Annotated in this window: 23 protein-coding genes; 18 read left to right on the top strand and 5 right to left on the bottom strand. The window is 68.1% G+C overall.

Annotated elements, in window-relative coordinates; translation table 11 throughout:
- Window positions 1–64: 64 nt before the first annotated feature.
- Entirely contained in the window at window positions 65–1,027 is a 963-nt protein-coding gene (locus tag LGN10_RS00570) for a helix-turn-helix domain-containing protein (protein ID WP_060968446.1), read from the bottom strand.
- Window positions 1,028–1,268: 241 nt separating this feature from the next.
- On the opposite strand from LGN10_RS00570, the gene LGN10_RS00565 reads away from it, so the two are divergent.
- The 7 genes from LGN10_RS00565 to LGN10_RS00535 are packed head-to-tail and all read left to right on the top strand — an operon-like array spanning window position 1,269 to window position 6,768.
- The gene (locus LGN10_RS00565; RefSeq protein WP_226221166.1) at window positions 1,269–2,426 is read left to right on the top strand and encodes an amine dehydrogenase large subunit; all 1,158 of its coding nucleotides are present in this window, start codon (window positions 1,269–1,271) and stop codon (window positions 2,424–2,426) included.
- A 7-nt stretch (window positions 2,427–2,433) separates the two neighbouring features.
- On the top strand, window positions 2,434–2,988 hold the full coding sequence (locus LGN10_RS00560; RefSeq protein WP_060314268.1) for a MauE/DoxX family redox-associated membrane protein: 555 nt from the start codon (window positions 2,434–2,436) through the stop codon (window positions 2,986–2,988).
- Window positions 2,985–3,620, top strand: coding sequence for a methylamine dehydrogenase accessory protein MauD (gene mauD / locus LGN10_RS00555; protein WP_060314272.1), 636 nt, complete (start codon window positions 2,985–2,987; stop codon window positions 3,618–3,620). Before LGN10_RS00560 ends, mauD begins: the two co-directional genes overlap by 4 nt.
- A 39-nt stretch (window positions 3,621–3,659) precedes the next feature.
- Window positions 3,660–4,205, top strand: a complete 546-nt coding sequence (locus tag LGN10_RS00550; RefSeq protein ID WP_059643247.1) for a methylamine dehydrogenase light chain — start codon at window positions 3,660–3,662, stop codon at window positions 4,203–4,205.
- A complete protein-coding gene (locus LGN10_RS00545; protein ID WP_226221165.1) occupies window positions 4,202–4,702 on the top strand; it encodes a c-type cytochrome in 501 nt (166 codons plus the stop codon). The genes LGN10_RS00550 and LGN10_RS00545 overlap by 4 nt, the downstream gene beginning before the upstream one ends.
- A gap of 59 nt (window positions 4,703–4,761) precedes the next feature.
- Complete coding sequence (locus LGN10_RS00540; RefSeq protein ID WP_226221164.1) at window positions 4,762–5,229, top strand: c-type cytochrome; 468 nt, start codon at window positions 4,762–4,764, stop codon at window positions 5,227–5,229.
- Window positions 5,230–5,262: 33 nt separating this feature from the next.
- Window positions 5,263–6,768 carry an aldehyde dehydrogenase family protein gene (locus tag LGN10_RS00535; RefSeq protein ID WP_226221163.1) on the top strand — a complete coding sequence of 502 codons (1,506 nt, stop codon included), beginning with the start codon at window positions 5,263–5,265 and terminating at the stop codon, window positions 6,766–6,768.
- Window positions 6,769–6,916: 148 nt separating this feature from the next.
- Here the strand turns inward: LGN10_RS00535 and LGN10_RS00530 are convergent, their stop codons facing one another.
- Window positions 6,917–7,084 (bottom strand): hypothetical protein, encoded by a 168-nt coding sequence (locus LGN10_RS00530; protein ID WP_155644555.1) that lies wholly within the window; start codon window positions 7,082–7,084, stop codon window positions 6,917–6,919.
- A gap of 445 nt (window positions 7,085–7,529) precedes the next feature.
- On the opposite strand from LGN10_RS00530, the gene LGN10_RS00525 reads away from it, so the two are divergent.
- The 6 genes from LGN10_RS00525 (at window position 7,530) to LGN10_RS00500 (ending at window position 13,258) form a co-directional block, all read left to right on the top strand.
- Window positions 7,530–8,483, top strand: a complete 954-nt coding sequence (locus tag LGN10_RS00525; RefSeq protein WP_059584400.1) for a choline ABC transporter substrate-binding protein — start codon at window positions 7,530–7,532, stop codon at window positions 8,481–8,483.
- Window positions 8,484–8,544: 61 nt separating this feature from the next.
- Window positions 8,545–9,474, top strand: a complete 930-nt coding sequence (locus tag LGN10_RS00520; RefSeq protein ID WP_059584402.1) for a 3-keto-5-aminohexanoate cleavage protein — start codon at window positions 8,545–8,547, stop codon at window positions 9,472–9,474.
- Window positions 9,475–9,563: 89 nt separating this feature from the next.
- On the top strand, window positions 9,564–10,529 hold the full coding sequence (locus LGN10_RS00515) for an L-carnitine dehydrogenase (protein ID WP_059643173.1): 966 nt from the start codon (window positions 9,564–9,566) through the stop codon (window positions 10,527–10,529).
- A gap of 10 nt (window positions 10,530–10,539) precedes the next feature.
- Window positions 10,540–11,028: a thioesterase family protein gene (locus LGN10_RS00510; RefSeq protein WP_060011924.1), complete on the top strand. Its 489-nt coding sequence runs from the start codon at window positions 10,540–10,542 to the stop codon at window positions 11,026–11,028.
- Between the two features lie 56 nt (window positions 11,029–11,084).
- Window positions 11,085–12,041, top strand: a complete 957-nt coding sequence (locus LGN10_RS00505) for an alpha/beta hydrolase (protein ID WP_104012558.1) — start codon at window positions 11,085–11,087, stop codon at window positions 12,039–12,041.
- Window positions 12,042–12,064: 23 nt separating this feature from the next.
- A complete protein-coding gene (locus LGN10_RS00500; RefSeq protein WP_104012559.1) occupies window positions 12,065–13,258 on the top strand; it encodes a TauD/TfdA family dioxygenase in 1,194 nt (397 codons plus the stop codon).
- Between the two features lie 193 nt (window positions 13,259–13,451).
- On the opposite strand, the gene LGN10_RS00495 is transcribed toward LGN10_RS00500, so the two are convergent.
- From LGN10_RS00495 to LGN10_RS00485, 3 genes are all read right to left on the bottom strand, one after another.
- The gene (locus LGN10_RS00495; RefSeq protein ID WP_050012329.1) at window positions 13,452–13,751 is read right to left on the bottom strand and encodes a DUF4148 domain-containing protein; all 300 of its coding nucleotides are present in this window, start codon (window positions 13,749–13,751) and stop codon (window positions 13,452–13,454) included.
- Between the two features lie 214 nt (window positions 13,752–13,965).
- A complete protein-coding gene (locus LGN10_RS00490; RefSeq protein ID WP_226221162.1) occupies window positions 13,966–14,952 on the bottom strand; it encodes an oxidoreductase in 987 nt (328 codons plus the stop codon).
- 167 nt (window positions 14,953–15,119) lie between these two features.
- Window positions 15,120–15,410, bottom strand: coding sequence for a DUF3331 domain-containing protein (locus LGN10_RS00485; RefSeq protein ID WP_006484717.1), 291 nt, complete (start codon window positions 15,408–15,410; stop codon window positions 15,120–15,122).
- Window positions 15,411–16,074: 664 nt separating this feature from the next.
- On the opposite strand from LGN10_RS00485, the gene LGN10_RS00480 reads away from it, so the two are divergent.
- From LGN10_RS00480 to LGN10_RS00460, 5 genes are all read left to right on the top strand, one after another.
- Entirely contained in the window at window positions 16,075–16,839 is a 765-nt protein-coding gene (locus tag LGN10_RS00480) for an SDR family oxidoreductase (protein ID WP_059643244.1), read from the top strand.
- A 107-nt stretch (window positions 16,840–16,946) separates the two neighbouring features.
- Entirely contained in the window at window positions 16,947–17,789 is an 843-nt protein-coding gene (locus LGN10_RS00475; RefSeq protein WP_060968457.1) for an ureidoglycolate lyase, read from the top strand.
- Between the two features lie 23 nt (window positions 17,790–17,812).
- Complete coding sequence (locus tag LGN10_RS00470; RefSeq protein ID WP_124657672.1) at window positions 17,813–19,090, top strand: L-fuconate dehydratase; 1,278 nt, start codon at window positions 17,813–17,815, stop codon at window positions 19,088–19,090.
- 89 nt (window positions 19,091–19,179) lie between these two features.
- The gene (locus tag LGN10_RS00465; protein ID WP_104012560.1) at window positions 19,180–19,956 is read left to right on the top strand and encodes an SDR family oxidoreductase; all 777 of its coding nucleotides are present in this window, start codon (window positions 19,180–19,182) and stop codon (window positions 19,954–19,956) included.
- 12 nt (window positions 19,957–19,968) lie between these two features.
- Window positions 19,969–21,507 carry a sugar ABC transporter ATP-binding protein gene (locus LGN10_RS00460; protein ID WP_226221160.1) on the top strand — a complete coding sequence of 513 codons (1,539 nt, stop codon included), beginning with the start codon at window positions 19,969–19,971 and terminating at the stop codon, window positions 21,505–21,507.
- Window positions 21,508–21,512 lie beyond the last annotated feature (5 nt).

Below are 21,512 nucleotides of genomic sequence, written 5' to 3'. Positions count from 1 at the left end.
AGCGGGCCGCGCCCGGCGCGCTCGCCGGACGTTCAAGCCCGATTATCGCGGGTTTTGCCGGCGCTCAGCGCGTTTTCGCACGATGTGCCGTCCGGCGCACGGTCGTCGACGGCAATTCGCCGAACTGGGCCTTGTACGCGTTCGCGAAATGCCCGAGATGCATGAAGCCCCAGCGCGCGGCCGCCTCGCTGATCGGCAGGTCGGATTGCCGCGTGTCGAGCAGCAGGCGCCGGACCTGCGCGAGGCGCAGCGAGCGCGTGTAGTTGAGCGGGCTCGTCTGGACGACCGACTGAAAGCTGTTCTGCATCGTGCGCCGGCTCACGCGCAATTGCGTGCAGAGGCTCAGGATGTCGACCGGCGCTTCCGGGTGCTCGATCACGTAGTCGTGCACGCGGCGCACGATGTCGGCGTGGCAGGCGTGCGTGAGCCGGTTCGACGGCTCGGGCATCCGGTACGTGAGGAGATCGACGAGCACGTTGCCGACGTCGGCGCGCATCGCGCACTGCGCGCGGGCCGAATCGAACGTGTCGGGCGCCGACAGCACGCGTTCGAGCAGCGTCGCGAGCTGCACGCTCGCGCGTTCGCGTGCGGCGACCGGCACCTCGACGACGCCGCGCCGCAGCGCGCGTGCGTCCAGCCGGACGTCGGCGGCATCTTCGATCTGCTGCATCAATTCGGGTTCGATGACCACGCCGATCAGCGACATGTCGTCGGGTGAATGAAGTTCGAACGGTATGCCGCCGCGCGCCATCACGATCGTGCCGCGTTCGAGGCGCGCGTCGCCGAACGCGAAGGTGCCCGAGCCGGTCAGAGGCATGCCGAACACCGTATGGCCGTGCGGCAAACATCCGCGCTGGATGATGCGCACGTTCGCCGCTTCCTGGAAGAGCTGGACGCCATCGAGCACCGCGTATTTGACCGCGCTGCGATACGCGCCGGAGCCGATCTGGTCGTAACGCTGATTCCAGCCGCGCAGCGCCTCCGCATGCCGATCTGCGTCGTCGAACCTCTGATGAAACGCGAGCACGGCACCTCCGGCGATCGTTCGGACCGCGCAAGATTAAACCGACCGGGCGGTCGACGCAATACGGGCCAGCGCTATTCCGTGCGCGTGCTTCAGAGGGGCGCAACGCATGCCGCCGCGAGGCTTTCACGCACATTTCCGATATCCCGAATCGGCACGTACGCGTTGCCGGTCCGGGTGCTGGACGCATTTATTGTCGAACTACAGTCGCCTCACACAACGTGAATTCCCCACTGGAGGCGGCATGAGGACAAGGCGACGAACCGCGGCGCTCGCGGCGACGCTGGCGTTGGCGGCGGCATGGGCCGGCAGCGCGAACGCGACGGAAAAACCCGAAGAGCTGGTCGTGCGGAAGATGCCGCCGTGGCATCCGCACGAGGTCTATGTCGTCGACATCTCGATGCCGTCGATGACCGACGGGCGCATCCACGTGTACGACGCCGATGCGAAGAAGCTGCTCGGCCAGATCGACGGCGGCTTCGCCCCCGGTTTCGCGATCTCGCCGGACCGCAAGACGAGCTTCGTCGCGACGACTTACTTCTCGCGCGGCTCGCACGGCACGCGCACCGACGTCGTCGAGATGATCGACAACACGACGCTCGATCACGCGGGCGAGATCGTGATTCCGGCGAAGCACGCGCAACACGTGCCGTCGCCGTACAACACCGCGTTCAGCGGGGACGGCAAGCGGCTGTACGTCGCGAACATCACGCCGGCCGCGTCCGTGACGGTGATCGACGCCGTCTCGAAGCAGGTGCTGTCGGAGATCGACATGGCCGCGTGCGTGCTCGCCTATCCGTCGGGTAACGACCGCTTCACCGCGCTGTGCGAAAGCGGCAAGGCGCTGACCGTCACGCTCGACGCGAACGGCAAGGAGGCGAAGCGCACGATGTCGGACGCGTTCATCGACGTCGACAGGGATCCGGCGTTCGTGAACGCGTCGCGGTACGACGGCGGCTATCTGTTCACCACCTACGGCGGCAACGTGCGCAGCGCCGATTTCAGCGGCGACAAGCCGGCGTTCGGCAAGCCGTGGCCGCTGCTGACGGACGCCGAGCGCGCCGAGGGCTGGCGCCCGGGCGGCCTGCAGCAGACGGCCGTGCACGCGAAGCAGCACCGTTACTACGTGCTGATGCACAAGGGCGCCGACGGTTCGCACAAGGATCCCGGCACGCAGGTGTGGGTATACGACCTGAAGACGAAGCAGCGCGTCGCGCGCTGGGATCTCGCGCAGATGAAGGTCGAGCCGCTCGTGTCGATTCAGGTCAGCGAAGACGACAAGCCGCTCTTCTACGGGCTGACGGCGACCTCCGACCTCGTCGTGATGGACGCGCGCACCGGCGCGCTGCGGCACGTCGAGAAGCAGGTCGGCAATACGTCGTCGCTGCTCGTCAACCCGTGAGGCCGCGATGACACTCGATCCCGTACTCGCCACCAGCGCGCAGGCCGGTGCGGCCGCCGTCGTGCTGCTCGGCGCCTTCGCGAAGATGCGCCGGCCCGCCGCGTTCCGCCAGGCGCTCGCCGGCTACCGGCTGCTGCCCGATGCGCTGACCGCGCCCGTCGCGTTCGCGATTCCGCTCGCGGAAGTGGTCGCCGCGGTGGCGCTGCTGTTTCCCGACACACGCGCGGCCGGCGCGAGCGGCCTGATCGCGCTGCTCGCGGCGTTTGCCGCCGGGCTCGCGATCAATCTGCTGCGCGGCCGCACCGACATCGACTGCGGCTGTTCCGGCTTCACGGCCGCGCGTGCGGACGCACCGCGCGGCATCGGCTGGCTGCATGTCGGCCGCGTGCTGCTGCTCGTCGCGCTGGCCGCGACCGCCTTCGTCGAGCCGGGCGCGCGCGCCATCGTGTGGCTCGACTACCTGACGCTGTTCTTCTCCGTGCTGCTGATCGTCTGCGCGCTGCTCACCGTCGACGTGCTGCTCGCCAACGTCCCGCGCCTTTCTCATCTGAGGAATTCATGATGCAAACCGCTCTCACCGTTTCCACCGCCCTGTTGTGGGTGGCCGTCCTCGCGCTCGGCGCGATCTGCCTCGCGCTGGTGCGCCAGATCGGCATCCTGTACGAACGCATCATGCCGGCCGGCGCGCTGATGATCGACAAGGGGCCGGCGGTCGGCGCGATCGCGCCGACGTTCGAACTGACCGACATCCGCGGGTCGCACGTAAAGGTCGGCGGCATCGATGCAGCGGGCAAGGCCACGCTGCTGTTCTTCCTGTCGCCGACGTGCCCGGTCTGCAAGAAGCTGCTGCCGCTGCTGCCGTCGCTGCAGGCCAGCGAGGCGACGCCGGTGAACATCGTGCTCGCGAGCGACGGCGATGCCGACGAACACACGCGCTTCGCGCGAAAGCACGACCTCGGGCGCTTCCCGTACGTGCTGTCGCGGGAGCTCGGCCTCGCTTATCAGATCGGCAAGCTGCCGTATGCGGTACTGCTCGACGAAACGGGCACCGTGCGCGCGAAGGGGCTCGTCAACACGCGCGAGCATCTCGAGAGCCTGTTCGAGGCGAAGGAGCGCGGCGTCGCGTCGTTGCAGCAGTTCGTGCACGGCGATCACGGCCACGATGCCCACGACGCGCACGCGCGGCACGCATGACCGGCCGAACCTTTTTCAACGTCATTGGAGAACGACGACATGGGCGTGTTTGATTCATGGTTCGAGCGGTCGGCGCGCGGCGTCGCGCAGCACAGCTCGCGGCGCGGCGCGATGGCGAAGCTCGGCAAGGTGCTGGTGGGGTCGGCGCTTTTGCCGCTGCTGCCCGTCGACCGTACCGCGTATGCGGCCGAGGCGGTGTCGGGGGCGTCAGGCGCATCCGGTGCCGCCGCGGCGGGCGCGAGCGACGACCCGACGAGCTGCGACTACTGGAAATACTGCGCGATCGACGGCTGGCTCTGCAGCTGCTGCGGCGGCACGTCGAGCAGTTGTCCGCCGGGCACGACGCCTTCCCCGATCACGTGGATCGGCACCTGCCGCAATCCGCACGACGGTTCGGACTACATCGTGTCGTACAACGACTGCTGCGGCAAGACCTCGTGCGGCAAATGCTTCTGCAACCGCAACGAGCGCGAGAAGCCGCTGTACAAGCTGTCGCTGAACAACGACATCAACTGGTGCATGGCGAACGGTAATTCGAATTACCACTGTTCGGTTTCGGTTCTGCTGGGAGCGGCAAAGCAATGAAAGTGAAGCAGGCAGGAAAGATCGTCGTGGCGTGCATGACGGCCGTGGCGGCCTTCGCGTGGCCCGCCGCGGCGGGCGCACAGGCAACCGTCCATTACCCGGCCGGGAAAAGCCTGTTCGACGCACAGTGCGTGGTGTGTCACCAGGCGGGCGGGAAAGGGCAGGACGGCCTCGCGCCGCCGCTGACCGAGTATCCGGGCAAGTATGCGGCGGCGGAAGCGGGGCGAGCGCAACTGATCGCGACGCTGCTGCACGGGATGTTCGGCGAGATCGACGTGCATGGCAAGCGCTACAACTTCAAGATGCCGTCGTTCGCGAGCGCGAGCGACGACGACATCGCGCACGTGCTCAACTACGTCGTGTTCGACCTCAACGCGCAGCACGGCGATGCGAAGCCGTTCACGGCCGCCGATATCCGCGCGGCGCGCGCGAAGCCGATGGACGGCGCGGCCGTGCATGCGCAGCGCGCGGCGGTGATCAAGGGGCTCGGCCTGTGAACGGCGTTCGCGCGCCGGCACGCGGCAGGCGGTGCGCGTTGGCGTCGCGGCTCGGCGGCATGTTGCATCGCCTGTCGTCCTGGCTGCTGCTGGCGGGCGCGGCGGCTTGCGCGTACGCCACGCCCGCACGGGCCGACGGCGCGGCCGATGCCGCGCTCGCGCGGCAGCACTGGGTGCTCAACTGCATGGGTTGCCACACGGCCACGGGTGGCGGCATTCCCGGCAAGGTGCCGCCGCTCGCGAATTCGCTCGGCTATTTCACGCACCTGCCGGCCGGGCGCGAGTACGTGATGCGCGTGCCCGGCGCGTCGAACTCGGCGCTGTCGGATCGGGAACTGGCCGACGTGCTCAACTGGGTGCTGACGACGATGAACCGCGATGCGCTGCCGCGCGACTTCAAGCCGTATACGGCCGCCGAAGTCGCCGCGCACCGCCGTCCCGCATTGTCCGACGTCGCGACCGTGCGCGCCGGCCTCGTTCGCGCGTTGCAGGCGCGCGGGATCGACGGCGTCACGGATCGCTATTGACCGACTCATTCAACGATTCAAGGAAACGTGAACATGGAGACGAACGAAACCTTTGCGCTGCTCGACGCAACGCGCGCGTTTCTCGCGAAGCCGAAGAAGATGCTGATCGGCGCCGAATGGTGCGATGCCATGTCGGGCCGCGAACTCGATGTGGTGAATCCGGCCGACGGTACCGTGATCGCACGGGTGCCCGAAGCCGACGAGCGCGACGTGCAGCAGGCGGTCGCTGCCGCGCGCCGCGCCTTCGATGCGGGCCCGTGGCGCAGCGCGAAGACCACCGACCGCGAGCGCCTGATGCTCGCGCTCGCCGACCTGATCGAAACCCACGCGCGCGAGCTTGCCGAGATCGAATCGCTCGACAACGGCAAGCCGGTGATGGTCGCGCAGGGGCTCGACGTCGCGATGGCCGCGCAGTGCTTCCGCTACATGGCCGGCTGGGCGACGAAGATCGAAGGCAGCGTGATCGATGCCGGCATGCCGTACCTGCCGGACAGCGAGATCTTCGCCTATACGCGCAAGGAGCCCGTCGGCGTGGTCGGCGCGATCATTCCGTGGAATTTCCCGCTGCTGATGGCCGCATGGAAAATCGCGCCGGCGCTGGCGACCGGCTGCACCGTCGTGCTGAAGCCGGCCGAGGACACGCCGCTGAGCGCATTGCGGCTGGGCGAGCTGATCCAGGCGGCCGGGTTCCCGGACGGCGTCGTCAATATCGTCACCGGCTACGGTCACACGGCAGGCGCGGCGCTGTCGCGCGATCCGCGCATCGACAAGATCGCGTTCACCGGATCGACGCAGACGGGCAAGACGATCGGCCATGCGGCGCTCGACAACATGACGCGGATGTCGCTGGAACTCGGCGGCAAGTCGCCGGTGATCGTGCTGCCCGACGTCGATCTCGACAAGGCCGCGCTGGGCGTCGCGAACGCGATCTTCTTCAATCAGGGGCAGGTGTGCACGGCCGGGTCGCGCGCGTACATCCACTCGAAGGTGTTCGACGGCGTGATCGAGCGCGTCGCGAAGATCGCCGCGAGCCTGAAGATCGGCCCGGGGATGGATCTGGCCACGCAGGTCGGCCCGCTCGTGTCGGCGAAGCAGCGCGAGCGCGTATGCGGTTACATCGACTCGGGGTTCGGCGACGGTGCGCGCGCGGCGGCGGGCGGCCGCGCGATCGACGGCCCCGGCTTCTTCGTCGAACCGACGGTGCTGGTCGATACGACGCATGCGATGCGCGTGGTGCGCGAGGAGATTTTCGGGCCGGTGCTCGTCGCGATGCCGTTCGACGACGTCGACACGGCCGTACGGCTCGCGAACGACACCCCGTATGGCCTCGGCGCGAGCATCTGGTCGAACGATCTTGCGGCGATCCACAAGCTGATTCCGCGTATTGCGGCCGGCACCGTGTGGGTCAACTGCCACTCGCTGCTCGACAACGCGTTGCCGTTCGGCGGGATGAAGCAGTCGGGCTTCGGCCGCGAACTCGGCCGCGCGGTGATCGACCAGTACACGGAAAGCAAGTCGGTGATGATGAACTACGCGTGAGCGTCGCGGCGAATGCGTGCGTTTCCGGCGTATCGGGAACGCAAGCGCGGCCGTCACGCGCGGATCAGCACCCCCCCGACAATGACGCGCGCCGCGCCGGCGACGCGGATCGCGCTCGCCGAATGCCGCGCGATGCCAGGTATGCCGATCAGACGTTGTATCCCGCGTCGCGCATCAACTGGCGTGCCGCATCGCCGCGCGGGGCCTCCTCATCGAATCGCGCGCGAAGTTTCGCATCCGCGCCGCGCATCACGCCGCGGTACATGGGCGCGATGAGGGCGACAAGGGCGACGACGAAGAAAGCGGCAAGCATCATGGTGTTCCTTGGCGGAAAGATCGAAAACTGACGTCGCGACGGCCGTCCGTGTCCGTCTGCATTCGTTCCGGCGACGCGCGACGTCCGGGCCCGGTGCGGCACGGCAACGGGGCGCGCCGCGCGCGAACGCCCGGCGACTGCCAGCATAGGGCCGGCCCACGGCATCCGGCAACGCGTCGGAAATCCGTCAGCAACACCGTGGCGGAATCGAAAGGTGCGCGCCGCATCCGGGCAATCCGGCGGATCTCCATAAAAACCCCAAACCCCCGTCCGTCAAGCCTCGGACGAAACCTAGTGGTTTCCACTCATAGTCGCAAACAGGCAAGAACAGGTCGCCGCCGGTCTTCTCGCGGCGAATATGGCTCGTTACTTTTACTCCCACGATGCAGGCCGGCGCACACTTCGCGCACCGGCTGCCGCGAGACCAACCGGGAGGAATCGAACCATGAAGTCGACGAAGATCGCCGCGCTTGCCGCGGCCGTGCTGGCGACGGGCGCGTTCACGCAGGCCGCGCTGGCCGAGACGGAGGCCGCGACCTGCCGCACCGTGCGTTTCGCGGATATCGGCTGGACCGACATCACGTCGACCACCGCGCTCGCGTCGACCGTGTTCGAGGCGCTCGGCTACAAGCCGACCACGACGATCGCATCGGTGCCGATCTCGTTCGCCGGCCTCAAGAGCAAGCAGCTCGACGTGTCGCTCGGCTATTGGTGGCCCGTGCAGCAGAAGCAGTTGCAACCGTTCCTCGACAGCAAATCGATCAACGTCGTCGAGCCGCCGAACCTGTCCGGCGCGAAAGCGACGCTCGCGGTGCCGAGCTACGCGTACCAGGCCGGCCTGAAGACCTTCGACGACATCGCGAAACACCGCGCGGAACTCGACGGCAAGATCTACGGGATCGAGCCGGGCAGCAGCGCGAACGCAACGATCCAGAAGATGATCGACACGAACCAGTACGGGCTCGGCGGCTTCAAGCTCGTCGAATCGAGCGAGGCCGGGATGCTCGTGACGGTCGAGCGCGCGATTCGCGAGAAGAAGTGGGTCGTGTTCCTCGGCTGGGAGCCGCACCCGATGAACATCCAGCTCAGCATGAATTACCTGTCGGGCGGCGACGCGGCGTTCGGGCCGAACTACGGCGAGGCGCGCGTGTACACGCTCACCGCGCCCGACTTCATCGCGCGCTGCCCGAACGCGGGCAAGCTCGTGACGAACCTGCGCTTCTCGACGCAGCTCGAGAACCAGCTGATGCAGTCGGTGATGAACAAGACCAAGCCGGCCGAGGCCGCGAAGGCGTACCTGAAGAAGAACCCGCAGGTGCTCGATCCGTGGCTCGCGGGCGTCAAGACGTTCGACGGCAAGGACGGCCTGCCAGCCGTGAAGGCGTATCTCGGCCTGTGATGGCCGGCGCCCGCGCGCTACCCGCAATGCGACACAACCCGAATCAAGCGAGGCATCCAGCATGAATCACGAAGTCATCATCACCTGCGCCGTCACCGGCGCGGGCGATACGGTCGGCAAGCATCCGGCGATTCCCGTCACGCCGAAGGAGATCGCGGCCGCCGCGATCGAAGCCGCGAAGGCCGGCGCGACGGTCGCCCACTGCCACGTGCGCGATCCGCTAACGGGGCGCGGCAGCCGCGACCCGAACCTGTATCGCGAGGTGGTCGACCGCATCCGCTCGGCCGACGTCGACGTGATAATCAACCTGACGGCCGGCATGGGCGGCGATCTCGAGATCGGCCCCGGCGAGGACCCGATGCGCTTCGGCAAGGGCACCGATCTCGTCGGCGGCCTCACGCGTCTCGCGCACGTCGAGGAACTGTTGCCGGAGATCTGCACGCTCGACTGCGGCACGCTGAATTTCGGCGACGGCGATTACATCTACGTGTCGACGCCCGCGCAGTTGCGCGCCGGCGCGAAGCGCATCCAGGAACTCGGCGTGAAGCCGGAGCTGGAAATCTTCGATACGGGCCATCTGTGGTTCGCGAAGCAGTTGCTGAAGGAAGGGCTGCTCGACGATCCGCCGCTGTTCCAGCTGTGCCTCGGCATTCCGTGGGGCGCGCCGGCCGACACCGGCACGATGAAGGCGATGGTCGACAACCTGCCGCCGGGCGCGCACTGGGCCGGCTTCGGAATCGGCCGCATGCAGATGCCGATGGTCGCGCAGGCGATGCTGCTCGGCGGTCACGTACGCGTGGGACTCGAAGACAACATCTGGCTCGACCGCGGCGTGCATGCGACCAACGGCACGCTCGTCGAGCGCGCGCGCGAAATCATCGAACGGCTCGGCGGCCGCGTGCTGACGCCGGCCGAAGGCCGCCGCAAGCTCGGCTTGCCGGCGCGCGGCGAGCGTCCGCTCGAACGCCGCGCGATCGCCGAATTCGCGTGAGTTTTTTCACCCACTGACCGGCATGACACGGCGGCGTGCGTCCACGCGCGGCCGCCATCGATTTCCCCTGATTCGAAGGATGCGTTGACATGGCTGTGAAGACCGACATCAAGACGTTCGCCGCGATCGGCACCGGCGTCATCGGCAGCGGATGGATTTGCCGTGCGCTCGCGCACGGCCTCGACGTGGTCGTGTGGGACCCGGCGCCCGGCGCCGAAGCACGGCTGCGCGCGAACGTCGCGAACGCGTGGCCCGCGCTGGAGCGCGTCGGCCTCGCGCCGGGCGCCGATCCGGCGCGGCTGCGGTTCGTGTCGACGATCGAAGCGTGCGTCGCCGATGCCGATTTCATCCAGGAAAGCGCGCCCGAGCGCGAGGCGCTGAAGCTCGAACTGCACGAGCAGATCAGCCGCGCGGCGAAGCCGGACGCGATCATCGCGTCGTCGACGTCGGGGCTGCTGCCGACGGATTTCTATGCGCGTGCGACGCATCCGGAGCGCTGCGTGGTCGGCCACCCGTTCAATCCGGTCTACCTGCTGCCGCTCGTCGAGGTGCTCGGCGGCGCGCGCACGTCGCCGGAAGCGGTCGAAGCCGCGATGGAGATCTACCGCAAGCTCGGCATGCGGCCGCTGCACGTGCGCAAGGAAGTGCCGGGCTTCATCGCGGATCGTTTGCTCGAAGCGTTGTGGCGCGAGGCGCTGCATCTCGTCAACGAAGGCGTCGCGACGACCGGCGAGATCGACGACGCGATCCGTTTCGGCGCGGGCATCCGCTGGTCGTTCATGGGCACGTTCCTGACCTATACGCTCGCCGGCGGCGACGCGGGCATGCGACACTTCATGCAGCAGTTCGGCCCCGCGCTCGAACTGCCATGGACGAAGCTGGTCGCGCCCAAGCTCACCGACGCGCTGATCGACAGCGTCGTCGAAGGCACGACCGAACAGCAGGGCGCGCGCAGCATCAAGGAACTCGAACGCTATCGCGACGAGTGCATCACCGAGGTGCTGAAGGCGATCGCCGCGGTGAAGGCGCGGCACGGGATGCGATTCGAGGAATAAAGGACTGGCGATGACGGGCGATACCCCGCTGACGATTTACCGCGACGTGGTGCGGCCCGAATGGGTCGACTACAACGGCCACCTGCGCGATGCGTTCTATCTGCTGATCTTCAGCTTCGCGACCGATGCATTGCTGGATCGCATCGGCCTCGACGACGCCGCGCGTCGCGCGCGGGGCCGCTCGGTCTATACGCTCGAAGCGCACGTGAACTACCTGCACGAGATCAAGGAAGGCACGCCGGTGCGCGTCGATGCGCGCGTGCTCGCGCACGACGCGAAGCGGCTGCACCTGTATCTCGAACTGTTCGCGCAAGGGCATGACGACGCGGTATCGGCGAGCGAGCAGATGCTGCTGCACGTCGATACGCGCGACGGCGCGAAGTCCGCGCCGTTCGACGACGACGTGGCCGCGCGCGTGGCGGAACTGCATGCGTTGCAGCGCGATTGCGCGGCGCCCGCGTATGCGGGCCGCGTGATCGCGCTGCCGCCGCGCCGCTAGCGGCGCGCTTCACCGTTCGATCTTCGACCTTCCACTTCCACCGCGGAGCGCACACGATGCTCGAACCGGAAATCGCGGCGTTCGTCGCGGCCGTCGACGCGTGGTATCCGGCCGATGCGGCGGCGCGCCCGCCCGGCGAGCAGCGCCGCCTCTACGACCGCTTCGCGGCCGAATGGACGCCGGCCGCGCTGCCCGCCGGCATCGTGCAGCAGAACGCCGAGTGGCACGCGCCGGACGGCCGCACGATCGCGCTGCGGCGCTATACGTCCGTGCACGGCGCGCCGCGCGGCACGGTGTTGTTTTTTCATGGCGGCGGTTTCGTCGTCGGCTCGCTCGACAGCCATGCGTTGATCACCGCGCAACTGGCGGCCGATACCGGCCTCGACGTGATCGCGGTCGACTATCGGCTGGCGCCCGAACACCGTGCGCCGGCCGCGCTTGAAGATTGCCTGGCCGTCACGCGTGCCGCACGCGATGCGTGCTGGCCGTTCGGGCGCTGCGCGCATCCGCTGACGCTCGCGGGCGACAGCGCGGGCGGGATGCTCGCGGCGGCGGTCGCGACCGCGCTGCGCGATGCGGGCGAAAGCGGCGTGGACGGCATCGCGCTCGTCTATCCGATGCTCGGCTTCGAACCGCAATCGCCCGCGCGCGAAGCCGAAGCGCACGCGCCGATGCTGACGCTCGACGACGTGCACCGCTATCGTGAGCTGTACTGGAGCGGCAGCCTTCGCGACGTGCTGCGCGACGGCGATCCGCTGCTGCGTGCGTCGGTGCCGCTCGAAGCCACTCGCTTCGACGGGCTGCCGCCGGTGCTGGCGATCGGCGCGGAGCATGATCCGCTGCGCGACGATGCGCGCGTGTACGTCGAGCGGATTCGCGCGGCCGGCGGCGTCGCGCACTACTGGATGGGAGAGGGGCTGGTGCACGGCTGCTGGCGCGCGCTCGGGACGAGCCCGCAGGCCGCACGGATGCACCGGACGGTCGGCGGGTTCTTGCTCGCACCATACGCGTAGCGGGCGTTTTCCGGGAGGCAACGATGCAGGCAGCAGCGCAACACCGTATCGAGGACTGGCGGACGTTTTCGGCCGACGCGGCCATCGCGGCGGCGACGATCGGCGATGGCGCGGTGCACGTCGAGTGGAGCGACGCGCGACGATCGCCATTTCATTTCGACTGGCTGCGCGACAACTGCGCGTGTTCGGCGTGCGTGCATGCGATCACGCGCGAACAGGTGTTCGAGATCGCCGATGCGCGCGACGATCTGTCCGCGCTCACCGTGCACGTCGAAACCGACGGCGCGCTGCATGTGGAATGGAACGACGGGCACCGCAGCGCGTGGTCGCCGGGATGGTTGCGTGCGCATGCGTACGACGACGCGTCGCGCGCGGAGCGCCTAGCCGCGCACGGGCGGCACGTATGGACCGGCGACGATGCAACGGCGATCGGTGTGTTCGCGTGGCGCGACGTGATGGAGGACGACCGCGCGTTGTTCGCATGGCTCGGCGCATTGCAGCGCACGGGGCTCACGCTCGTCGAGGGCGTGCCGGCCGAGCGCGGCCGCGTGGACGAGATCGCGCGCCGCGTCGGCCTGATCCGCGAAAGCAATTTCGGCGTGCTGTTCGACGTCGAATCGAAGCCGCGCCCGGACAGCAATGCGTATACGTCGCTGAATCTGCCGCCGCACACCGACCTGCCCACGCGCGAATTGCAGCCGGGCGTGCAGTTCCTGCATTGCCTTGCGAACGATGCGACGGGCGGCGACAGCATCTTCCTCGACGGCTTCGCGCTCGCGGATGCGCTGCGGCGCGAACATCCGGACGATTTCGAGCGGCTCGCGTCGACGCCGTTCGAGTTCTGGAACAAGAGCGCGAACAGCGACTACCGCTGTTCGGCGCCGGTGATCGGGCGCGATGCGCGCGGCAACGTGACGGAAGTGCGTGTCGCGAACTTCCTGCGCGGGCCGCTCGATGCGCCGGCCGGCTCGGTGGCGGCCGTCTATCGCGCGTACCGGCGGTTCCTCGCGCTGGCGCGCGAACCGCGCTTTCGCGTGCAGCGCCGGCTGCGGGCGGGCGACATGTGGGCGTTCGACAACCGGCGCGTGCTGCATGCGCGCACGGCGTTCGAGCCGTCGACGGGCCGCCGGCACTTGCAGGGCTGCTACGTCGATCGCGACGAGTTGCTGTCGCGGTGGCGGGTGCTGTCGCGGTCGGTGCCGGCCGCGGTGCGCTGACCCGCGCACCCGGCGCATTCACGCACGCCTTTTCGGGGAAAAAGCACCCGGACGCGAGGCGTCCGGGCGAAGCCACCCGCTGCCGGGCGGCGGAGGTATGCGTTTCACAAAGAACACGAGCCCCGCGAACGGGGCTCGTCAGGACTGCGTGACTTCATCGCGCGACGCGCGGCGCCCGCCGGGGCGCCTCGGCTTATTGGCCGAAGAAGATCGAGTCGCGTGCGTTCGACGAAGCGGCAGCCGGTGCGCCCGAGTGGACGAGCGGCGCCGGTTGCGCGCCGTAGCCGCTGGTGTCGGCGCCATGCACACGCGCTTCGGCGCTCTGGATGTCGTTCGGGTAGTACGGGCTCGACACGCCCGGCTTGTAGCCGGCTTGTTCGAGCTGGACGAGTTCGTTGCGCACTTGAGCGCGCGTCACGGTGCTTTGGGCAAACGCGCCGAACGAAGCGGACAGGGCGGCAGCGGCAACGACTGCGGAAACGAGCGATTTCATGGTGACCTCCGGTGTTTTATTGAGTTCGCTCTCGACACCATGTCTTGAGCGATTGATCAAATCTTAGTCACCGGCGTGTTCAGGGTAAACGCTGATTTTGACGATAAATTGTTTCCTGGCTGGTAACAGTGCGGCGTCGAACCAGTCTTTCAACGGGCTTTCTTTTCGGTGGGCGTAATAAGTATGAAGAATGTTGCGGCGGGCGGTGCGCGGTTCAGCGTGCCTCGGCCGCCGTGTCGAACGGCCGGCGCTGCGAGCGTCCGGCGGGCGCGTCGGCGCTGAGAAAGCGCACACCCGTCGCGGCTTCCGATGCTTCCCACAGCAACGCCGCGGACGCCGCATTGCGCGCCGCGCGCGGCACGCTCGCCGGCGCCGGCAGCCCGCGCGATTCGAACCAGCCGGACGGACCGATGTACGCGCCGCCGGCCAGATCGGGCGATGTCGCCGCATGAATCGCCGGCAGCGCGCCCTGGTCGGCCGGCTGGGCGAGATAACGGTTCGCGGCACGCATCAGCGCGGCGCGAGCGGGCGAGCGGTCCATCGCCGGGCCCGCGAACTGCAGGTTGGTCGCCGCGTAGCCGGGGTGCGCGGCCACGCTGATGCCGGCGAACGCCGCGCGTTCGAAGCGGCGCTGCAACTCGATCGCGAACACGAGGTTCGCGAGCTTGCTGTCGCAGTAAGCGAGATAACGGTTGTAGCGCTGCGCGGCGCGCAGGTCGTCCACGCGGATCCGGCCGCCGCGGTTGAACCCGCTCGACATCGTGACGACGCGCGGCCGGCGCGCGGCGCCCAGCGCCGGCAGCAGATGGCCGGTCAGCGCGAAATGGCCAAGGTGGTTGGTGCCGAACTGCATCTCGAAGCCGTCGCGCGTGTGCCGCAGCGGCAGGAACATCACGCCGGCGTTGTTGCACAGGATGTCGACGCGGCCGTGGCGTTCGCCGACGTCGGCCGCGAAGCGCGCGATCGACGCGAGATCGGCGAGGTCGAGCGGATCGACTTCGACGCGTGCATGAGGATGAAGCCGGCGGATCGCGTCGGCCGCCTGCGCGCCGCGCGCGGCGTCGCGGCAGCCCATCACGACCGTCGCGCCTTTCGCGGCCAGCGTCTCCGCGAGCTGCCAGCCGAGGCCGCTATTGGCGCCCGTCACGACCGCGACCTTGCCGCCTTGCGCCGGCACGTGGCGCGCGCTCCATGCATGCATGTCTGCCTCCATCGGCGCGGCCGGTCCGGCCGCGACACGTAATCGTTACATCGAGTGATGTAACGATAGTGCGGACGGACGTCGCAGACAAGCAGGAGAATTAGACCGGCGCTTCTAGGGCTGGCATATGGCGTGGCGCCGCCAGCCCGGCGCACGGCCGGCAGGCGTTACCTGCTGCCGGCCAGCGCGAGCACCTCGGCGGCGGAGATCATGGCGGCGGCGTTCGCGGGGGCCGGGCGCTCGGCCGGGCGGAACACTTCGTCGCCGCGGTGAATGACCTGGCGCGACAGCGCGCAGGTGCCGGTGCGCTGCGCGAAGCGGCGGCGCCAGCGTTGTTCGCCGTAGTGACAGCGGCCGGGTTCGACCCAGCGCACGACGAGCAGCGTATCGGAACGTTCCAGAATTTCGACGTGGACGTCGGCGGGATCGAGCGCAGGCAGGGATTTGGAGGCCTTCATTTTGCCGTTTCCTAAAGCTCGTGCGGTTTCGGCCGTGGCAGTGGATGTCACTACCCGATGGCGAATCCGTAGCGGTTTCCATGAGTGGTGCGCTAAATGTAAGCGTCTGTGACCGGAAAAAACATCCTGTCCGGCTCGAATTACCTTTTGCCGATTTAGAAACAATCCACGCTTATTTTCTTGAAAAACCATGAACAAAAAGCCCCGGACGGAAAGTCCGGGGCGGAAAATCGGGCCGCGCGCCGTGTCTGCTCGCCCAGTCACGGGATACATCGCCGGGGGACGGAGGTGCCCGCAGGGATCCGGCGCGGGCAGGGGGGCGATGTACCGAAAGCGCGGTCCGGCAGCACCATGATGACGTGCGCCACCCGTTGACACCCTGACGCGAACATGACTTTTTTGTCAGTTTACGTTGTCCGCCGCTCCGGGCGTTGCCCGGTGTTCGGCTGGAAGGCCCGCTGGTATTGAGTTTGAGCGAACCGCGGGGTGGTGCTTCAACGCCGCTCGCCCGCCGAATTCTTGCGCCCGACGGATTGAGCAGCCCTGGGTAAATACTGAATCCCAAGTTCGTGACAAACACGCCGTCCCTTCCTATGATTGGTTGGACCTTTAGTCCTTTGTGCCAATCGGCCGACTGGCGGCCGGCTTTTTCGGAGACATGCTCATGAGATTGCAGGGCAAACGCGCGCTGGTGACGGCGGCCGGGCAGGGCATCGGCCGCGCGACCGCGCTGCGGTTCGCGAGCGAGGGCGCCGACGTGCTGGCGACGGACGTCAACGAAGCCGCGCTGGTGCGGCTCGAGGCTGACGCCGAGCGTGCGGGCGGCCGGCTGGTCACGCGGCGGCTCGACGTCACCGACGCGAGCGACATCACCGCGCTCGCCGCGAGCGAACGCGCGTTCGACGTGCTGTTCAACTGCGCGGGCTACGTGCACCACGGCTCGATCCTCGAGTGCGACGAAGACGCGTGGGCGTTCTCGCTGAACCTGAACGTCACGTCGATGTACCGGCTGATCCGCGCGCTGTTGCCCGCGATGCTCGAAGCCGGCGGCGCGTCGATCGTCAACATGGCGTCGGCCGCCTCGAGCGTGAAGGGCGTGCCGAACCGCTTCGTGTACGGCACCACCAAGGCGGCCGTGATCGGGCTGACCAAGGCGGTGGCCGCCGATTTCGTCGAGCGCGGCATCCGCTGCAACGCGATCTGCCCGGGCACGATCGAATCGCCGTCGCTCGAGCAGCGCATCGCCGACCAGGCGCGCACGCGCCACGTGTCCGCCGACGAGGTACGCCAGGCATTCGTTGCGCGCCAGCCGATCGGCCGCATCGGCACCGCGGACGAAGTGGCCGCGCTCGCGCTGTATCTGGCGTCCGACGAAGCGTCGTTCACCACCGGCACGATTCACCTGATCGACGGCGGTTGGTCGAACTGACCGCGTCTGGCCGACCGCGTCTGGCCGACCGCGTCTGGCCGACCGCGTCTAGCCGACCGCGTCTAGCCGACCACGCCTTCCCATTCACTTTCCGTTCAGACAACGACATGAAACTGCTGAGATTTGGCGACAAACACCATGAAAAGCCGGGCCTGCTGGATGCGCAGGGCCACATTCGCGACCTGTCCGGCGTGATCGACGATATCGCCGGCGACGCGCTGACCCCCGCGTCGCTCGCGCGGCTGCGCGATCTCGACCCGTCGACGCTGCCGCGCGTCGACGGCACGCCGCGGCTCGGCGCGTGCGTCGGCCGCGTCGGCAAGTTCATCTGCATCGGGCTCAACTACTCGGATCACGCGGCCGAATCGGGGATGGAGGTGCCGAAGGAGCCCGTCGTGTTCGGCAAGTGGACGAGCGCGATCTCGGGCCCGAACGACGACGTCGAGATCCCGCGCGGCTCGGAGAAAACCGACTGGGAAGTCGAGCTCGGCGTGGTGATCGGCCAGGGCGGCCGCTATATCGACGAAGCCGATGCGCTGTCGCACGTCGCCGGCTACTGCGTCGTCAACGACGTGTCGGAGCGCGAATACCAGCTCGAGCGCGGCGGCACGTGGGACAAGGGCAAGGGCAACGACACGTTCGGCCCCATCGGCCCGTGGCTCGTGACGGCCGACGAAGTGCCCGATCCGCACGCGTTGCGATTGTGGCTGGAGGTGGACGGCCACCGCTACCAGAACGGCACGACCGCGACGATGGTGTTCCGCGTGCCGTACCTGATCAGCTACCTGAGCCGCTTCATGAGCCTGCAGCCGGGCGACGTGATCTCGACCGGCACGCCGCCGGGCGTCGGCCTCGGGCAGAAGCCGCCCGTCTACCTGCGCGCCGGACAGGTGATCACGCTCGGCATCGACGGGCTCGGCGAGCAACGCCAGCGCACCGTGCAGGCCTGATTCCCTTTAACGGACGGTTCGTCATGCCTATCATTCGATCGATGCGCGTCCTCGACGTGCGCTTTCCGACCTCTCGCCAGCTCGACGGGTCCGACGCGATGAATCCGGACCCCGATTATTCGGCGGCCTACGTCGTGCTCGAAACCGACCGCGACGGGCTCGAAGGTCACGGGCTCACGTTCACCATCGGCCGCGGCAACGAAATCTGCTGCGCGGCGATCGATGCGATGCGTCACCTCGTCGTCGGCCTCGACCTCGACTGGATTCGCGAGGACATGGGCCGCTTCTGGCGGCACGTCACGTCGGACAGCCAGTTGCGCTGGATCGGCCCCGACAAGGGCGCGATCCATCTGGCGACGGGCGCCGTCGTCAATGCGGTATGGGATTTGTGGGCGAAGGCCGCCGGCAAGCCGCTGTGGCGGCTCGTCGCCGACATGAGCCCGGAGGAGCTGGTGCGGGCGATCGACTTCCGCTACCTGACCGACTGCCTGCGCCCGGACGAAGCGCTCGACCTGCTGCGCCGGCAGGCGCCCGGCAAGGCCGCGCGGATCGCCGCGCTGGAGCGCGACGGCTACCCGTGCTACACGACGTCGGCCGGCTGGCTCGGCTACAGCGACGACAAGCTGCGCCGGCTGTGCCGCGAGGCGGTGGACGAGGGTTTCGACTACGTGAAGCTGAAAGTCGGCGCGAACCTCGAGGACGACATCCGCCGCGTGACGATCGCGCGCGAGGTGATCGGCCCCGAGCGCAAGCTGATGATCGACGCGAACCAGGTGTGGGAAGTCGACGCGGCGATCGACTGGGTGCGCGAGCTCGCGTTCGCGCGGCCGTGGTTCATCGAGGAGCCGACGAGCCCCGACGACGTCGAAGGGCATCGCAAGATCCGCGACGCGATCGCGCCGGTGCAGGTCGCGACCGGCGAGATGTGCCAGAACCGCGTGCTGTTCAAGCAGTTCATCGCGCGCGGCGCGATCGACGTCGTGCAGATCGATGCGTGCCGGCTCGGCGGCGTGAACGAGATTCTCGCGGTGATGCTGATGGCCGCGAAATACGGGCTGCCGGTGTGCCCGCATGCGGGCGGCGTCGGGCTGTGCGAATACGTGCAGCATCTGTCGATGATCGATTACGTGTGCATCTCCGGCACGAAGGAAGGCCGCGTGACCGAGTACGTCGATCACCTGCACGAGCATTTCGTCGAGCCGTGCGTGGTGCGCAACGCGGCGTACATGCCGCCGACCGCGCCCGGTTTCTCGATCGAGATGAAGCCCGAATCGCTGGAGCAGTACCGGTTCCGCGGCTGACGCGGGCGACGCACGACGGCGCGCGCTGTGCGCGTCGGGCGCACCCCGCGCGCCGTGCGCGGCGACAACATGAACGACGGAGACGCGAAGTGGATTTGAATCTGCAAGACAAGGTCGTGATCGTGACCGGCGGCGCGTCGGGCATCGGCGCCGCAATCTCGATGCGGTTGGCCGGCGAAGGCGCGATCCCGGTGGTGTTCGCGCGCCACGCACCGGACGACGGCTTCTGGCGCGAACTCACGCGGAAACAGCCGCGCGCCGCGTGCGTCACGGTCGAACTGCAGGACGACGCGCAGTGCCGCGACGGCGTCGCGCAAACCATCGCGCGCTTCGGCCGCATCGACGGGCTCGTCAACAACGCGGGCATCAACGACAGCATCGGTCTCGACGCCGGGCGCGACGCGTTCGTCGCATCGCTCGAACGCAACCTGATCCACTACTACGTGATGGCGCATTACTGCGTGCCGCACCTGAAGGCGGCGCGCGGCGCGATCGTCAACATCTCGTCGAAGACGGCCGTGACCGGGCAGGGCAACACGAGCGGCTATTGCGCGTCGAAGGGCGCGCAGCTCGCGCTGACGCGCGAATGGGCGGTCGCGTTGCGCGACGACGGCGTGCGCGTGAACGCGGTGATCCCGGCCGAAGTGATGACGCCGCTCTACCAGAACTGGATCGCCGGCTTCGACGACCCGCAGGCGAAGGTCGCGGAGATTGCCGGCAAGGTGCCGCTCGGCCGGCGCTTCACGACGGCCGACGAAATTGCCGACACGGCCGTGTTCCTGCTGTCGGAGCGCGCATCGCACACGACGGGCCAGTGGCTGTTCGTCGATGGCGGCTATACGCATCTCGATCGTGCGATCAGCTGAGGGCCGCGCGCGATGCAACCCGACCTGAACCTGAACACCGCCCCGCCGCTGATCGCGCTGACCGGCATCGGCAAGCGCTTTCCGGGCGTGCAGGCGCTCGACGATTGCCGTTTCGACCTGCGCGCGGGCGAAGTGCATGCGTTGATGGGCGAGAACGGCGCCGGCAAGTCGACGCTGATGAAGATTCTCGCGGGCGTGTACCAGAAGGACGAAGGCGAGATCCGGATGGACGGCCGCCCGGTGGAGATCGCCGATCCGCGCACCGCCCAGGCGCTCGGCATCGGCATCATCCATCAGGAGCTGAACCTGATGAATCACCTGAGCGTCGCGCAGAACATCTTCATCGGTCGCGAGCCGCGCGGCCGCTTCGGCGTGTTCGTCGACGAAGAGAAGCTCAACCGCGACGCGGCCGCGATCTTCCGGCGGATGCGGCTCGATCTCGACCCGCGCACGCAGGTCGGCCGGCTGACGGTCGCGAAGCAGCAGATGGTCGAGATCGCGAAGGCGCTGTCGTTCGACTCGCGCGCGCTGATCATGGACGAGCCGACCGCCGCGCTGAACAACGCGGAGATCGCCGAACTGTTCCGCATCATCCGCGACCTGCGCGCGAACGGGGTCGGCATCGTGTACATCTCGCACAAGATGGACGAGCTGCGCCAGATCGGCGATCGCGTGACCGTGATGCGCGACGGCAAGTATGTCGCGACCGTGCCGATGGCGGGCACGTCGATGGAATCGATCATCTCGATGATGGTCGGCCGCCAGCTCGATACGGAAAGCCGCACGCCGCCCGATACGTCCGCGAACGAGATCGCGCTCGAGGTGCGCGGGCTGTCGCGCGGCCGCGCGATCCGCGACGTCGGCTTCACGCTGCGGCGCGGCGAGATCCTCGGCTTCGCCGGGCTGATGGGCGCGGGCCGCACCGAGGTCGCGCGCGCGGTGTTCGGCGCGGATCCGGTGGACGCGGGCGAGATCCGCGTGCACGGCCGGGCCGTGACGATCCGCACGCCCGCCGATGCGGTGAAATATGGCATCGGCTACCTGTCCGAGGATCGCAAGCACTTCGGGCTCGCGGTCGGGATGGACGTGCAGAACAACATCGCGCTGTCGAGCATGCGCCGCTTCGTGCGCCGCGGCCTGTTCCTCGATGCGCGCGCGATGCGCGACGCCGCGCAGTCGTACGTACGGCGGCTCGCGATCCGCACGCCGTCGGTCGCGCAGCCCGCGCGACTGCTGTCGGGCGGCAACCAGCAGAAGATCGTGATCGCGAAGTGGCTGCTGCGCGACTGCGACATCCTGTTCTTCGACGAGCCGACGCGCGGCATCGACGTCGGCGCGAAAAGCGAGATCTACAAGCTGCTCGACGCGCTGGCCGCCGACGGCAAGGCGATCGTGATGATCTCGTCGGAGTTGCCGGAGGTGCTGCGCATGAGCCACCGGATTCTCGTGATGTGCGAAGGCCGCGTGACCGGCGAATTGCGCGCGGCCGACGCCACGCAGGAAAAGATCATGCAGCTCGCGACGCAGCGCGAGTCGACCGTGTTGTCCTGAATCAG

This window comes from Burkholderia sp. AU32262 (genome assembly GCF_020419985.1).
Taxonomy (GTDB): Bacteria; Pseudomonadota; Gammaproteobacteria; order Burkholderiales; family Burkholderiaceae; genus Burkholderia; species Burkholderia semiarida.
Note: the sequence above shows the minus strand (reverse complement) of the source record. Positions and strands in the feature narration are given on the sequence as shown.